Annotated in this window: 14 protein-coding genes; 11 read left to right on the top strand and 3 right to left on the bottom strand. The window is 42.6% G+C overall.

What is annotated here, in order from left to right:
* Window positions 1–81 precede the first annotated feature (81 nt).
* The 5 genes from B5D59_RS13315 to pstA all read left to right on the top strand — a co-directional run bounded on the left by B5D59_RS13315 (window position 82) and on the right by pstA (window position 5,170).
* Window positions 82–798 carry a MerR family transcriptional regulator gene (locus tag B5D59_RS13315; protein WP_078818294.1) on the top strand — a complete coding sequence of 239 codons (717 nt, stop codon included), beginning with the start codon at window positions 82–84 and terminating at the stop codon, window positions 796–798.
* A gap of 173 nt (window positions 799–971) precedes the next feature.
* Complete coding sequence (locus tag B5D59_RS13310; RefSeq protein WP_078818293.1) at window positions 972–2,153, top strand: MalY/PatB family protein; 1,182 nt, start codon at window positions 972–974, stop codon at window positions 2,151–2,153.
* 165 nt (window positions 2,154–2,318) lie between these two features.
* A complete protein-coding gene (locus B5D59_RS13305) occupies window positions 2,319–3,302 on the top strand; it encodes a PstS family phosphate ABC transporter substrate-binding protein (RefSeq protein WP_078818292.1) in 984 nt (327 codons plus the stop codon).
* 62 nt (window positions 3,303–3,364) lie between these two features.
* Window positions 3,365–4,303 carry a phosphate ABC transporter permease subunit PstC gene (gene pstC / locus B5D59_RS13300; RefSeq protein WP_050804720.1) on the top strand — a complete coding sequence of 313 codons (939 nt, stop codon included), beginning with the start codon at window positions 3,365–3,367 and terminating at the stop codon, window positions 4,301–4,303.
* A 9-nt stretch (window positions 4,304–4,312) separates the two neighbouring features.
* Window positions 4,313–5,170 (top strand): phosphate ABC transporter permease PstA, encoded by an 858-nt coding sequence (gene pstA, locus B5D59_RS13295; protein ID WP_078818369.1) that lies wholly within the window; start codon window positions 4,313–4,315, stop codon window positions 5,168–5,170.
* Here the strand turns inward: pstA and B5D59_RS13290 are convergent.
* From B5D59_RS13290 to B5D59_RS13280, 3 genes are all read right to left on the bottom strand, one after another.
* Window positions 5,120–6,313, bottom strand: a complete 1,194-nt coding sequence (locus tag B5D59_RS13290; RefSeq protein WP_009498931.1) for a class I SAM-dependent methyltransferase — start codon at window positions 6,311–6,313, stop codon at window positions 5,120–5,122. The two genes, pstA and B5D59_RS13290, sit on opposite strands and share 51 nt — an antisense overlap.
* A gap of 25 nt (window positions 6,314–6,338) precedes the next feature.
* Window positions 6,339–7,070, bottom strand: a complete 732-nt coding sequence (gene nfsA, locus B5D59_RS13285) for an oxygen-insensitive NADPH nitroreductase (protein WP_078818291.1) — start codon at window positions 7,068–7,070, stop codon at window positions 6,339–6,341.
* 95 nt (window positions 7,071–7,165) lie between these two features.
* Window positions 7,166–7,636: a nucleoside deaminase gene (locus tag B5D59_RS13280; protein ID WP_139366023.1), complete on the bottom strand. Its 471-nt coding sequence runs from the start codon at window positions 7,634–7,636 to the stop codon at window positions 7,166–7,168.
* A 178-nt stretch (window positions 7,637–7,814) separates the two neighbouring features.
* Between B5D59_RS13280 and B5D59_RS13275 the strand changes: the two genes are divergently transcribed.
* The 6 genes from B5D59_RS13275 to B5D59_RS13250 all read left to right on the top strand — a co-directional run bounded on the left by B5D59_RS13275 (window position 7,815) and on the right by B5D59_RS13250 (window position 14,037).
* The gene (locus tag B5D59_RS13275) at window positions 7,815–8,492 is read left to right on the top strand and encodes a VOC family protein (protein WP_078818289.1); all 678 of its coding nucleotides are present in this window, start codon (window positions 7,815–7,817) and stop codon (window positions 8,490–8,492) included.
* A 52-nt stretch (window positions 8,493–8,544) separates the two neighbouring features.
* Complete coding sequence (hflX, locus tag B5D59_RS13270; RefSeq protein WP_078818288.1) at window positions 8,545–9,813, top strand: GTPase HflX; 1,269 nt, start codon at window positions 8,545–8,547, stop codon at window positions 9,811–9,813.
* Between the two features lie 466 nt (window positions 9,814–10,279).
* Entirely contained in the window at window positions 10,280–11,149 is an 870-nt protein-coding gene (locus B5D59_RS13265) for a DUF6612 family protein (RefSeq protein WP_078818287.1), read from the top strand.
* A gap of 236 nt (window positions 11,150–11,385) precedes the next feature.
* On the top strand, window positions 11,386–12,336 hold the full coding sequence (locus B5D59_RS13260; protein ID WP_078818286.1) for an ABC transporter permease: 951 nt from the start codon (window positions 11,386–11,388) through the stop codon (window positions 12,334–12,336).
* Window positions 12,329–13,279: an iron chelate uptake ABC transporter family permease subunit gene (locus tag B5D59_RS13255; protein ID WP_009498921.1), complete on the top strand. Its 951-nt coding sequence runs from the start codon at window positions 12,329–12,331 to the stop codon at window positions 13,277–13,279. The genes B5D59_RS13260 and B5D59_RS13255 overlap by 8 nt, the downstream gene beginning before the upstream one ends.
* Window positions 13,276–14,037: an iron ABC transporter ATP-binding protein gene (locus tag B5D59_RS13250; RefSeq protein ID WP_009498920.1), complete on the top strand. Its 762-nt coding sequence runs from the start codon at window positions 13,276–13,278 to the stop codon at window positions 14,035–14,037. The genes B5D59_RS13255 and B5D59_RS13250 overlap by 4 nt, the downstream gene beginning before the upstream one ends.
* Window positions 14,038–14,044 lie beyond the last annotated feature (7 nt).

Here is a 14,044-nt window from a genome sequence, read left to right as displayed (position 1 = left end):
TACATATTATAGTTTTAAATAACTGGTTGACTCTCACGTTACGTTAGGATTTATAGTAGGAATAGAAAGGAGGCGGAACAGATGAAAGTGAAGGAAGTAGCTGAACTGACAGGTGTCAGCATCCGGACACTGCATCATTACGATGATATTGGATTGCTCAGACCTGATCACGTAACGGAAGCAGGATATCGTTTGTATTCTAATGAAAATCTAGCCGATTTGCAGCAAATTCTGTTCTTTCGTGAACTAGGATTTTCATTGAAGCGAATTAAAGAGTTACTGTTAAGCCCAGAATTTGAACGTGTGGCGGCGTTGGAATTGCAGCGTGATATGTTGCTCGATAAAAAGTCGCAACTAGAGATCATGCTAGCTACGATCGATCGAACGATTCAATCAGAGAGAGGGGAAACTAAAATGACGAATGAAGAGAAGTTTAAGGGGTTTGATTTCCGTACGAACCCATATGAAGAGGAAGCGAAGGCGAGATGGGGAGAGAAGGCGGTAGGTCAGACAAAGCATAACTTTAATGAGGAAATGCAAGAAAAGATGAATCGAATATATTTCAATCTTGCCGAACTGCGCCACTTGGAGCCAGGTTCTGATGAAGCACAAGAAGCCATTGAGAAATGGTTTATGTTATTAAACCAGATGGGCAGTTATTCATTGGCTGCTTTTAAAGGACTGGGGGAAATGTACGCGGCGGATGAACGTTTCACACAAAACATCGATCAGTTTGGCGAAGGGCTCGCGGTGTTCATGCGAGATGCGATGAGTATATATTCGGATCGGCAGGTATAAAACATGAAATAAGTGACGAAGACCAAATGGTTTTCGTCACTTATTGATTATCTTCTTTGATTTGGAAATGCCGAAAAAAAATCCGGCGCCTAAAGAGGAAGCAAAACGGTACGTATGGTACAATCTGAGTAGACTGATAGGTGTGAAAATTAAAGCGACTGGGAGGATTATATATGAAAAAGGAAGAGTTTTTGGACCGGTATGCAATTGAACGAAAAGGGACAAATTCATTGAAGTGGGATAAGTTAGAGGAGCGATTTGGTAACGCCGATTTGCTGGCTGCTTGGGTGGCGGATATGGAATTTAAAGTACCTGAGCAAGTTGTAGAAGCTCTTAAAGAAAAAGTGGACCATGGCGTGTTCGGTTATACATATGCACCCGATTCTTACTACGAAGCCTTCATTGGCTGGGAGCGCGAACGTCATGGTTACGAAGTGAAAAAAGAATGGATGCGTTTTTCAACAGGTGTGGTGACGGCACTCTACTGGTTTGTGAATGCCTTTACGAAACCTGAAGATGCAGTCATTATTTTATCGCCAGTTTATTACCCGTTCAGCAATGCGGTGAAGGACACTGGACGAAAACTTGTGAGTAGTGAGCTCATTAATACTGGTGGCAAGTACACTATCGACTTTGAAGACTTTGAAAAGCAAATCATCGATAATGATGTGAAGTTGTTCATTCATTGTACGCCGCATAACCCGGTTGGACGTGTATGGACTGCGGAGGAAGCAGAAAAATTGTTGTCGATTTGTGATAAACATAACGTCCTAATCGTCTCTGATGAAATCCATCATGATATGACATTTGATGATCACACGCATCTTCCATCTGCAATTGTAGCGGACGGTAAGTTCTCGGAACGCATCGTTACGGTAACGGCAGCATCCAAGACATTTAATTTGGCGGGGCTTTTGACTTCACAAATTATTATAGAGAATGAAGAGTTGCGCGAACAGTTCGATCGATTTGTAAAGTCGGTCAATCAGACGGAAGTGAATCTACTTGGTATGACGGCTTCTGAAGCGGCATTCCGACACGGAGCGGATTGGCTGGAAGGTTTACGTGCAGTCGTGAAATCGAATGAACGTTATGCAGTGGAACAATTTGCAGAGTATGCGCCGAAATTGGTTATCAGTCCGCTGGAAGGAACGTATTTATTATGGATTGACTTGCGCCCTTATATCGATCCAGAAGACGTTAAAGAATTTGTACAAGATACTTGTAAGTTAGCGATCGATTACGGTGAATGGTTCGGTGGAAAATCCAGAGGCTTTATTCGCCTGAACTTAGGGACAGAGCCGCGACATATCAAACAAGCTGTCGATAGTATCATCGAACATTTACCACAATAAGAGAAAAAGCAAGGAATGGATGGAGTTTTTTCGCTCCCGTTCCTTGCTTTTTCTTTTTTTTTCGCTAATTAACACAACCTTTACATACGATCCACACTAGCTTTACATTCGCCTAGTATAGTCTTAATTGTAGAAACGATTAAACGAATGGAAAGGGCGATCAGCATGCAGAAGAAAAAGGCAGTATGGTGGGTAGGAATGTTATTTGCGGCTATATTTATGGCAGCGTGCGGCAACGCAGACGCAAACGAGTCGAATCAAGATGAAGAGCAGGCAAATAAACCAGAAAAGCTAGAAGGAAGTGTGGTCATTGATGGATCAGGGACGGTTTATCCGTTGATGGCAAAAATCGCCGAAGAATACATGATCAATGAACAAGAAGACGTCTCAGTGGAAGTCAGTCGTGCAGGAACAGGTGCAGGCTTCAAAAAGTTCCTTACAGAAAACGGTACAGACTTTAACGATGCATCTCGCCCAATAAAAGATGAAGAGAAAGAAGAAGCAGAGAAACTTGGCATGGAAGTAAAAGAATTGAAAGTAGCGCTAGATGGATTGACGTTTGTCATCAACAAGGAGAATGACTGGGCAACTGAAATGACGCCAGAACAATTAATCAGTATTTTCGTAGCGGATAGCGGTGTAACGAAATGGTCGGATATCAATCCAGAGTGGCCAGCAGAAGAGATCAAGCCAATGGGACCTAATGAAAACCATGGAACATACGAATTCTTCTATGAAAAAGTGTTGGAAGAACAAGATATGAGCGACCATATCAATTTACAGCAAGAGTACTCTACATTAGTCAATCTAGTGTCTGAAGATAAAAACGGAATTGCATTCTTCGGTTACGGTTACTATGTAAACAACGAAGATCAACTGCAAGCAGTCAGCGTAGACTTTGGAAAGGGTGCAGTGGAACCGGCCATGAATACCATCGCGGAAGATGGGGCATACGCACCCTTCACTCGTCCTGTATTCACATATTTGAATGTGGATCACGCAAAGGAAAAACCTCAAGTGTTGGATTTCACACACTATTTAATAGAAAATATGAATAAATTCGCAGCAGAAACTGGATTTGCTCCAATCCCTGAGAATGAAGCAATCGAGAACTTAGAATACTTACGAACGTTACAAGAGTCTAAATAAGATGGACGATGCGGGAGGAGATATCCTATCTCACTCCCGTATTACATATAGGGAGTGAAGAAATGCTTACTAGGCAAGAAAACTCAAAAGACATCCACTTCCGACAGATAGCAGAACGGCATCAACGTCGGAAGGCACGCGAACGATTGATCCCGATTGGCCTGTTTTTGCTGACATTTTTATCGATCGTCACAACGATTGGTATTGTCATCGTTTTATTATCCGAGACAATTAGCTTTTTTCAACGGGTTTCCATATTAGAGTTTTTCACAGGGACGGTCTTAAAACCATTAAGTCAAACTCCCCAATTCGGCGTTTTGCCACTCCTGACAGGGACCATTCTTTCCACATTAATTGCGATGGCAGTGGCGATTCCATTTGGTTTAATGACTGCGATCTATTTGAGTGAGTACGCTTCTGCGAGGTGGAGAAAGTTTTTGAAGCCTGCCCTAGAACTACTTGCGGGGATTCCGACAATTGTCTATGGTTTTTTTGCCTTCACTTTCGTAACGCCAATCTTGCGTGACTGGATTCCGAGTCTCCAAGCAACCAACTTATTAAGTCCGGGGATTGTCATGGGAATTATGATTATCCCAATGGTTGCATCTTTATCAGAAGATGCCATGCGTTCTGTGCCAAACTCTTTACGCGACGGTGCATTTGGCTTAGGTGCCACCAAGCTCGAAGTAACTCGTAAAGTCGTCATTCCAGCAGCACTCTCGGGCATTATCGCCTCCATTGTATTGGGAATTTCAAGAGCAATTGGAGAAACAATGATTGTCACGATTGCGAGCGGTAGTTCGAAAAACTTTACACTGGATGTTACGGAGTCTATGCAAACCATGACCGCCTATATTGTTGAGGTGACGGGTGGCGATGCTTCTGCAGGCACGACAATCTATTATAGTTTGTATGCTGTTGCGATGACGTTATTCGTGTTCACGCTTGTAATGAATATGTTGGCACGTTATATTTCCAAGAAGTTTAAGGAGGAGTACTAAGTGGTGAGTATGAGAAGTTTTCGAGGTCGAATGATCAGCAATCAACTCGCGAAATTTGTTTTTCTGTCGGCTTCCTTATTCGGACTGCTGGTGCTCTTCGTGCTGTTGTATCGTGTGATCGAACAAGGAATTGGATGGTTGAACGCGGATTTCCTTACTGGCCGCCTTTCTACACAGCCTGAAAAGGCAGGGATCAAAGGCGCGATTTTAGGGACATTATGGCTCATGGCAGTAGTTATTCCAATTACGACAATAGTAGGGGTTGGAACGGCCATTTATTTGGAGATGTACGCGAAAAAGGGGAAGATGCGTGAGCTGATCCAAACAAATATCGCGAACTTAGCAGGGGTTCCTTCTATTGTCTATGGAATTTTAGGGATGACAATATTTGTTCGGGCGCTCGATTTTGGTAATATTGTGCTGGCTGGGGGATTGACGATGTCATTGCTAGTCTTGCCAATTGTCATTGTGTCCAGTCAGGAAGCATTGCGGGCGATTCCCGCTTTCCTTGGGGAAGCTTCTTATGGATTAGGCGCTACGAAATGGCAAACCATTCGTTCCGTTTTGTTACCAGTCGCGTTGCCTAGTATCTTGACAGGATCCATTCTGGCTTTGTCTCGTGCGATAGGCGAAACCGCACCGCTAGTAGTCATCGGGATACCAGCGTTGCTAATGCCGATCCCGATGAGTATCTTTGATAAGTTCACGGTGTTGCCGATGCAAATCTATTATTGGACGATGGATTCATCATTGCTTGCCGAATACGCTAACTTGGCAGCTGCGACTATTCTTGTACTGCTGACGGCCTTATTTTTATTAAATGCCTCTGCTATTGTCATTCGGAATAAATTTGAGCAACGATTCTAATTCTTTTTCTAAAAATGGTTTTGCTTGCAGCATGTTACGGAATGCAACGTAGCGATCAATCTGAGCTTGATCAGGTCGCAGACCATCACGGTAGGCTCGGATTAAAATGTTTTTTGGAGTATGCTCCATATCGATAAATTCTACAAGTTGTGCTTCATAACCGACCAATGAAAGCAATTCTGCACGGATCGAATCCGTAGCTAAAGCGGCGAACCGTTCCTTCACCAAGCCGTGCTGCAGCATAACATCCAGTGCAGGTGCTTCCAATTGGGAAAACAACTCATGCTGGCAGCAAGGAACGGACAGGATAACGGATGCTCCCCATGTGACCGCCTTGGCGAGCGCCATATCCGTCGCCACATCACATGCGTGAAGTGTCACGACCATATCGACTGCAGTGTCCCCTTCATATTCATTGATATCGCCAACCAAGAATTCCAATTGATCGTACTGTAAATCGCGTGCAATCTCCTGACATTCCTCTATTACTTCCTTTTTCAAATCCAATCCTGTGACACGGATATCCAAACCTTTTTCGATTCGCAGATAATGATAGAGCGCAAACGTCAAATATGATTTTCCGGAGCCGAAGTCCAAAATGCGGATCGTTCGGTCTTTGGGCAAATAGGAAAGTGTATCATCAATCAACTCAACGAAACGATTGATCTGCCGAAACTTGTCATGCTTCTGATTCTTTACTTTCCCTTCTGGTGTTTGGACGCCGAGCCGGACGAGGAACGGGTAAGGAGTGCCTTCTGTCAGCGCATAATGCTTTTTGCGGTTATGCGCATAGTCAACGGTCTTCTCTGTATCGAGAAAGATTCGTTTGATAGACACCTTCATCTTCTTCGAAAGTTGGATCTGTATCGTCTCATCCGTTAATTCAATATGGAATTGTTTATAATGCTCCAGAGCATGCCGCAAAGGCTGTTTGATCTCCCCTAGGGCAACATTCTCATGCTTAAGGATGCGCTCATGCTGATATTCAAATTGTATATAAAATTCACCTTTTAGTTCGAGAGGCTTCAGCTTAATTCGTTTAATTTCATTCGACTTCAAACGCGGACGACTAATGGTAGCTCGAATGAACGTTCCATCCGTCATCCGTCTCTGCAGTAGTTCCAGTACTTCATCTACTGACATTCATTTACACTCCTGTCTTTCTCGGTTATTTAAATAGGAAGCCTTGTTTCTCCAAAAACGTTTTGATATCCAGACGGCGGGGCTTTTCTAGGAAGTCCGCCATTTGTTCTGTCCACGTCGATTCCTTTTGATTGGAGTCGCGAGTTGCGTAATATTCTTTAATAATTTCATCGTATGCCGGCAAAATAGTAGCGTATTTCTCCTCATTATAGCTGTTTTCATGAAACACAGCTTCTACAGGAAGACGCGGCTTAACTCCATTTGCTTCATTCGGCACACCGATCGACATGCCGAATAAAGGGACGACACCTTTTGGCAATTCAAGTACTTCCGAAATCTCTTCGATTGCATTCCGAACGCCACCGATATAGCAGATGCCATAGCCTTTTGATTCGGCCGCAATCGCGACATTTTGTGCGAATAAGCCTACATCAATTGCGCCAACCAAGACATTTTCAGCAACGGAAAAGTCGATTTCCCTGTCGTGCAAGCGAGCGGCATGCGACAAACGATTATAGTCCATGCAAAAAACGAGGACTGCACCCGCTGTATAAAACTGACGTCGGTTTTTAGATAACTCCGCTAATTGTCCGCGCTTTTCGGTATCTGTTACATAGATGACAGAGCAAGCCTGTACAAAGTGTGAACTGGCCGCATGCTGACCTGCCCGGACTAATTCTGTTACAGTTTCCTTTGTGATCGGTTCATCCTTATATCGACGAACTGAAGCATGAGACGTTAATAATTCGATTACCATAGGATCCCTCCGCATTTTTTCTGCAGGAGATTTTTTTCCTCCTGCATTTCTTCCTTCATCCTACACTATTTGGAGACTTCAGGAAACTCTCAGACTTACTTGGATTGCCGCTTTTTCCATTCAATAAATGGCTTTGTTGAATTATCTGTTTTTTGCTGAATGAATGGAATAGAACGCTTTTCTGGTGGTAGCTGTTGATCGGGGAAGAAGTCTTGGACAGGGTTCGTGAATCCTACTTCCATATATGCGTCCTGTTTACTACAGGCGTAGATGATTTCACCAACAGCTGACCAGTATGACGCGCAGAGACACATTGGGCACGGTTCCCCACTTGCATATAATACGCAGTCAGATAGATCAAGAGTTTGTAATTTTGTGCACGCCTCCCTAATAGCCAGTAACTCTGCATGGGCGGATGGATCACATGTAGACTCTACGTGATTCGTACCAGATCCGATAATTTCACCGTCTTTTACTACGATTGCTGCAAAAGGACCTCCGCCATTCACAACATTATCTGTAGCCATTTCCACTGTATGCTCTAACCACTTTTTATGATTCATCATTATTTCCTCCTGTCGAATAGTTAAATTTCCCGGGAAATAGTGTCGGGTCTTCTGACTTCATCATACAAAACTTTGCAGACATAGACAAAATAATCAAACAGGCTGTAGGGTGAAAAAACGTTTTTAGATGTGGAGGTTTGTTATGATAAGGAAACAATGGCGTCAGGAGTGATATTCAATGAAATTGGATCATGTAGTTTATTTTACCAATGAAAACTTGAAGAATGTAGTTGAAGAGCAAAACCGAAAAGGGTACGGCGCTGTGATGGGTGGGCGTCATGAGAAATGGGGAACGGTCAATGCCTTGCTCTATACAAATAACGCGTACATCGAATGGCTGACAATTGAAGATAGAGAAAAGGCGGAGAAAGCAGCTGTCGATCAACCGCTTGTTGCGCAGTTCCTACATGACAAGCAATACGGAGACGGCTGGGCGACGGTTTGCATTTCTGTCGATCGGATGGAAATATGGAAAGAAGAGCTAGATAATAAAGGTTTTCAGACGACTGATATCCTTCCTGCATCGAGAAGAACTGAAGAAGGACAGTTACTGCGTTGGAAAATGTTGTTTATAGAACAGACTCCGACGAGTGAATTACCCTATCCATTTTTCATTGAATGGGCAGAACCGGAGAAGCAGGGAGCACGTCGTTCTTCACATAAAGAGCAACAGATTACAGAATGTATCATTCATGTTGAAGACCCATTAAGAGAAACAGGGGAATGGGCCGTCTTATTATCACAAAAAGTCGGGGATAAGAATGATATCCGAGTAGGCGATGTTCTGTTTCGTTTTGAGGAAAAACAAGGTACGCCTGAGCGCCTGGCAGCTGTCCGTTTGTTACATAACGATTAGTTAGCAGGACGAAGGGTAAACTATGTAAAAAGATGTTGGGGAGGATACAGGAATGGATGTATTAGTGGAAGAGGCAGTAATCGTCGGAGTACATGAACAAAAAGATCTGCATTTCGAGTATGCGATGGAAGAGCTGCGCAACTTGGCAGAAGCAATTGACGTAAAGGTAATCGGTGAAGTGACTCAAAATTTAGAACGAAGAAACCCATCTCATTATTTAGGTAAGGGAAAGATCGATGAGATTCGTCAAGTGTACGAAGAGACTGGCGCAAATTTATTGATCTTCAATGATGAATTGTCTCCATCGCAATTACGTAATCTAGAAAAAGAGCTGGAGTGCAAAATCATTGATCGAACGATGCTCATCTTGGACATCTTTGCGCGGCGAGCGAGAAATCGGGAAGCGCAAATGCAAGTAGAATTAGCCCAGCTACAGTATACTTTGCCACGCCTAGTCGGTTTGCGTGCTTCATTGAGCAGACAAGGTGGCGGCACAGGCGGCGGTTTGCAAAACAAAGGAGCGGGAGAAACGAAATTAGAGCTCGATCGCCGGAAAATTGAAGATCAGATTGCCAAGCTGCGTCGCGAATTAGAGCATGTGAAAGATCAACGTGAAACCCAACGGAAACAACGAGTACGCAGCGGCATTCCCGTGGTTTCGATTGTCGGCTACACGAATGCCGGCAAGTCGACGTTGATGAATCGTCTGTTACAATACACGGATGCAGACCAGTCAAAGGAAGTCAGCGAAAAAGACATGTTATTCGCGACGCTAGAGACAGCGGTGAGAAAAATCAAACTGCCCGACAAGAAGGAATTCATCCTCACTGATACCGTTGGATTTGTATCAAAGCTACCTCACCATCTTGTCCAAGCATTCCGTTCTACATTAGAGGAAGCGAAAAATGCAGATTTACTTTTGCATGTCGTGGATGTTTCAGATGAAGAGCATGGCCATATGATGGACGTGACGAATGAAACGTTGGAAGACATTGGTGTGGAGAGCATTCCAACTGTAAATGTTTACAATAAAGCTGACTTGGCAGGGATTACATATCCGCGTACACAGGAACAAAGTATATGGATGTCTGCCGGGAAAAATGAAGGAATACCGGAGTTGTTAAAGTTAATTGAGCAAAATTTATTCAGACAATATATAACGTGCAAATTGTTGATTCCGTATGATCGCGGAGAAATTGTCTCACATTTGAATGCGACGGCAGCAATCAAAGAGACTGATTACGAAGAAGAAGGAACGTTGATTACGGTAGAAATGCCGGAAAGTGAATGTGAACGATTAGCGAAGTTCATAGTGGATTGATGGAAACTGAAAGAACGCGCCAAAAGTGCCCAGAACCGAGCGAAGCATACGTTGGACCGCGCCATGCGATAGTGAAACCGAACCAAACAACAATACGACCGAACCAAAAATCCGCTCAGCCGCTCCATTAACCTCTCGCACCGCACTATTTACGATAAGACACAAGGATTTCTCGAGAGAGCAAAAAAGGGCTGCATGCGCAATGCATGCAGCCTAAATCCTTTTATCTTTATAAGAAGAGAAAGGGGGTGGGATGATTCTAGTTTGTCCGCTCTCGCTTTTTCTAAACCTTTTCTAAGAAAAAGAGTATAAATACCTAATGCGCTCGTTTTAATTGCCCATGAGTGTTTTGGTTAGATTTGGTATAAACGGTTCGTTTCATTAAAAATCAGCATTTTTTTGAACCTTTTTTATTTTCCTACCGTACAACTAAGTGAAGTCATTATATAAGAGGAGAGATGGACAAATGAAAAAGTGGATAATGATCTTAGCTGCCAGTGTGTTGGCATTAGTGTTAAGCGCTTGTGGGCAAACGGCTACACCAAAAGAAGATTCAGAAACCGGCAAGGAAGATAAAGTTATAGAGAAAAGTGACCTCACTGTCGAAGAAGTAATGGAGAAGGCAAATGCTGCAAGTGAAACACTGCAAAGTATGCATGCCGATATGGAAATTACACAAAACATGCAAATGGGTGAAGAAGAGCAAGTCGTAAATTCTACAATTGACATGGATATGATTCTTGAACCACTTGCAATGCGTCAAACGATGAATATGGAAATGGCTGGCGAAGAAATGGCAATGGATCTGTATATGACGCAGGATGGGTTCTTCATGAAAGATCCTGAGTCAGGAGATTGGATGAAGCTTCCGAACGAGATGTATGAAGAAGTAGCAGGCCAAGTAGCAGGTTCAGCAAATACACAAGTAGATTACTCACTCTATGAGCAGTTTGCCGACGATTTCAAATTTGAGCAAACAGATGATGAATATGTACTTCATTTGAAGGGATCGGGCGAAAAATTCAGCGGGCTGATGAAAGATTTGATGAAAGAAAATATGCCGGCAGGAATGGACGAAGCCCAGTTGGATATGATTTCTCAGATGGAGATTGAGAGTATCGACCTTGAATTCACAATTGATAAGAAAACCTTCTACACGAAGAATCTTGACATGGACATGGTGTTGACAATGGAAGAACAGGGCCAACAAGTGAAAGTAGCGCAAAAAATAAAAGGTGATATTTCGAAAATTAATGAAATCGATGAAATCAAAGTGCCGAAAGAAGTCATTGACGGTGCGGTAGATATTAACGAAGCAATGGAACAACAACAATAAGCAAAACGAAAAGCTGTCTTCTATTATAGAAGGCAGCTTTTTCATGTATCGATCACGGTGTATTGCATGGTGCTGGCTACAATTCAATTCCTCCGGCTCAATGACACAATCTGTTGATAATGATTTTCAATTAGGTATTGACATCATCTTCAAAATTGTTTAATGTAAGTAGTGAGCGAATGATAATCATTTTCATTTAAGTGAGAAAGCTCAAATATTCGATATCGGAGTTCTTCATGAAGAAACGTTATTTAATTACAGCCGTAATTCTATTGTCATTTCTTTCGCTGTTCGTGGGAGCCATTCGAATTTCACCAGCGGATTTATTGGATTTACGCTCAGAAGAAACAGAAATTTTTTTAATTAGTCGAGTGCCACGGTTAGTAGCTATTTTGCTGGCTGGAGCGGGGATGAGTATTGCCGGGCTGATTATGCAGCAGTTAAGCCGTAATAAGTTCGTCTCACCTACGACAGCAGGAACACTGGATGCGACACGACTTGGAATACTAGTGTCCATGCTGATGTTTACAAATGCAACATTATTTGAAAAGATGGCAGTTTCCTTTGCCTTCGCGCTACTAGGTACATTTTTATTTATGCAAATATTGGACCGTATTAAATTTAAAGATGCCATTTTCATTCCGCTTGTCGGTTTGATGTTTGGGAACATCCTCTCTTCTATCACTACATTCTTTGCATTCAAGGCAAACGTAATCCAGAATATGTCGGCTTGGTTGCAAGGTGACTTTTCAATGATCATGAAGGGACGCTATGAGCTTTTGTATATTAGCATACCTGTCTTAATCATTACATATTTATATGCGAATCGTTTTACGGTGGCTGGAATGGGTGAGGATTTTTCTAAAAACTTAGGGTTGGCGTATAAACGAATCGTCAATATCGGCTTGATTTTAGTTGCACTTATTACGACAACAGTTGTGTTGACGGTCGGTATGATACCGTTTCTCGGATTGATCATCCCGAATATCGTATCGATTTTCAAAGGTGACCATCTGCAGAAAACTTTACCGCATACTGCATTGCTTGGGGCAATCTTTCTTCTCGTTTGCGACATTTTAGGAAGAGTTATCATTTTCCCATACGAGATTTCGATCAGCTTAATGGTCGGTGTCATCGGAAGCGGAATTTTCCTCTACCTGTTGTTTAGGGGGAAAGCGTATGCGTAATTCAACGAAACTATTGATTTTGACTGCATTTGCACTATTGTTTTGTGGATTGTATTTATTTCAAGGTTTGAACGGCAGCTATGACTATGCACTTCCTCGAAGGGCAATCAAAGTCATTGCGATGATTCTGACAGGCGTTGCGGTCGCGTATTCTACAGTCATTTTCCAGACGATTACGCATAACCGGATTTTGACGCCAAGCATTATGGGGCTAGACTCTCTTTATGTCTTATTGCAGACCGTTCTTGTATTCTTTTTTGGATCTACCCATTTTGTGCTGATTAATCAGCAGTTCAACTTTATGCTGTCAGTTGGGGCTATGGTCTTGTTTGCCTTAGCACTTTATCACTTTCTATTTGGTAAGGGAAATCGTCCTATTTACTTCTTATTGTTAGTGGGCATCATCGTCGGTACATTCTTTGGAAGTATTTCGACATTCCTGCAAGTTATGATTGATCCGAATGAATTCATGCGAGTGCAAGATAAAATGTTTGCGAGTTTCAACAATATTAACGGCGATCTAGTTTGGTGGGCATTTGGAATATTGATACTTACGCTAATTATTGGTTGGCGCTATATCAATGAATTAGATGTTCTGTCATTAGGTCGTGATACTGCCATTAACTTAGGTGTATCCTATCAGTCGGTAGTCAAGCTGATGCTGATTTTGTCGGCTGTCTTAATTGCCGTATCGACTGCGTTGGTCGGTCCTATTACTTTCTTTGGACTCATTGTGGCCAATCTATCGTATCAATTCTTCAACACATTCAAACACTCTGTCTTAATTGCAGGAGCATCTGTTATGAGTGTGATAGCACTGGTCGGTGGGCAATGGATCGTGGAGCGTGTCTTCTCTTTCTCAACTACATTGAGCGTGATCATTAACTTTGTCGGTGGCGTGTACTTTATCTATTTACTATTAAAGGAGAGTCGATCCTCATGATTCAGGTTCGTGAGCTAACTAAGTTTTATGGAAGAAAAGCAGTCGTCGAAAAGGTCAATGTGAATATACACCGTGGTAAAATCACGTCATTCATTGGACCGAACGGGGCTGGTAAATCTACTCTTCTGTCGATGGTAAGCCGATTAATGGATGCAGATACCGGTGAAGTACTGCTCGATAAAAGTAAAGTGAAAGATATGAAGTCTAATGATTTTGCTAAACGTGTAGCCATTTTGAAGCAATCGAACTTCATGAATGTCAAGTTGACCATCCGCGAACTCGTCGGATTCGGCCGTTTCCCGCACTGTAAGGGCCGTCTTCACGAAGAGGATGAACGGATGGTAGATCAGGCATTGGAGTATATGGGCTTGATGGATATGCAGGAAGCGTATTTAGATGAATTGTCAGGCGGCCAGCGTCAGCGTGCTTTCATTGCCATGACAATCGCTCAAGATACGGATTATATTTTATTGGATGAACCACTCAATAACTTAGATATGAAACATTCCGTACAAATCATGAAGATTTTACGTCAGCTGGTTGATGATCTTGGAAAAACTGTCGTAATTGTACTGCATGATATCAACTTTGCTTCAGTCTATTCCGATCGGATCGTGGCATTAAAAGAAGGCAGGATCGTCAAGGATGGTCCGACGAACGATATTATCAATTCGGAGTCATTACGGGAAATCTATGATATGGATATTCCGATACAACAAATGAAAAATTGCCGTATTTGCGTCTATTTTAACTCTTAAAAAAGTG

Source organism: Sporosarcina newyorkensis (genome assembly GCF_900167515.1).
GTDB classification, from domain to species: Bacteria; Bacillota; Bacilli; order Bacillales_A; family Planococcaceae; genus Sporosarcina; species Sporosarcina newyorkensis.
This window is presented reverse-complemented; position numbering and strand designations above follow the sequence as displayed.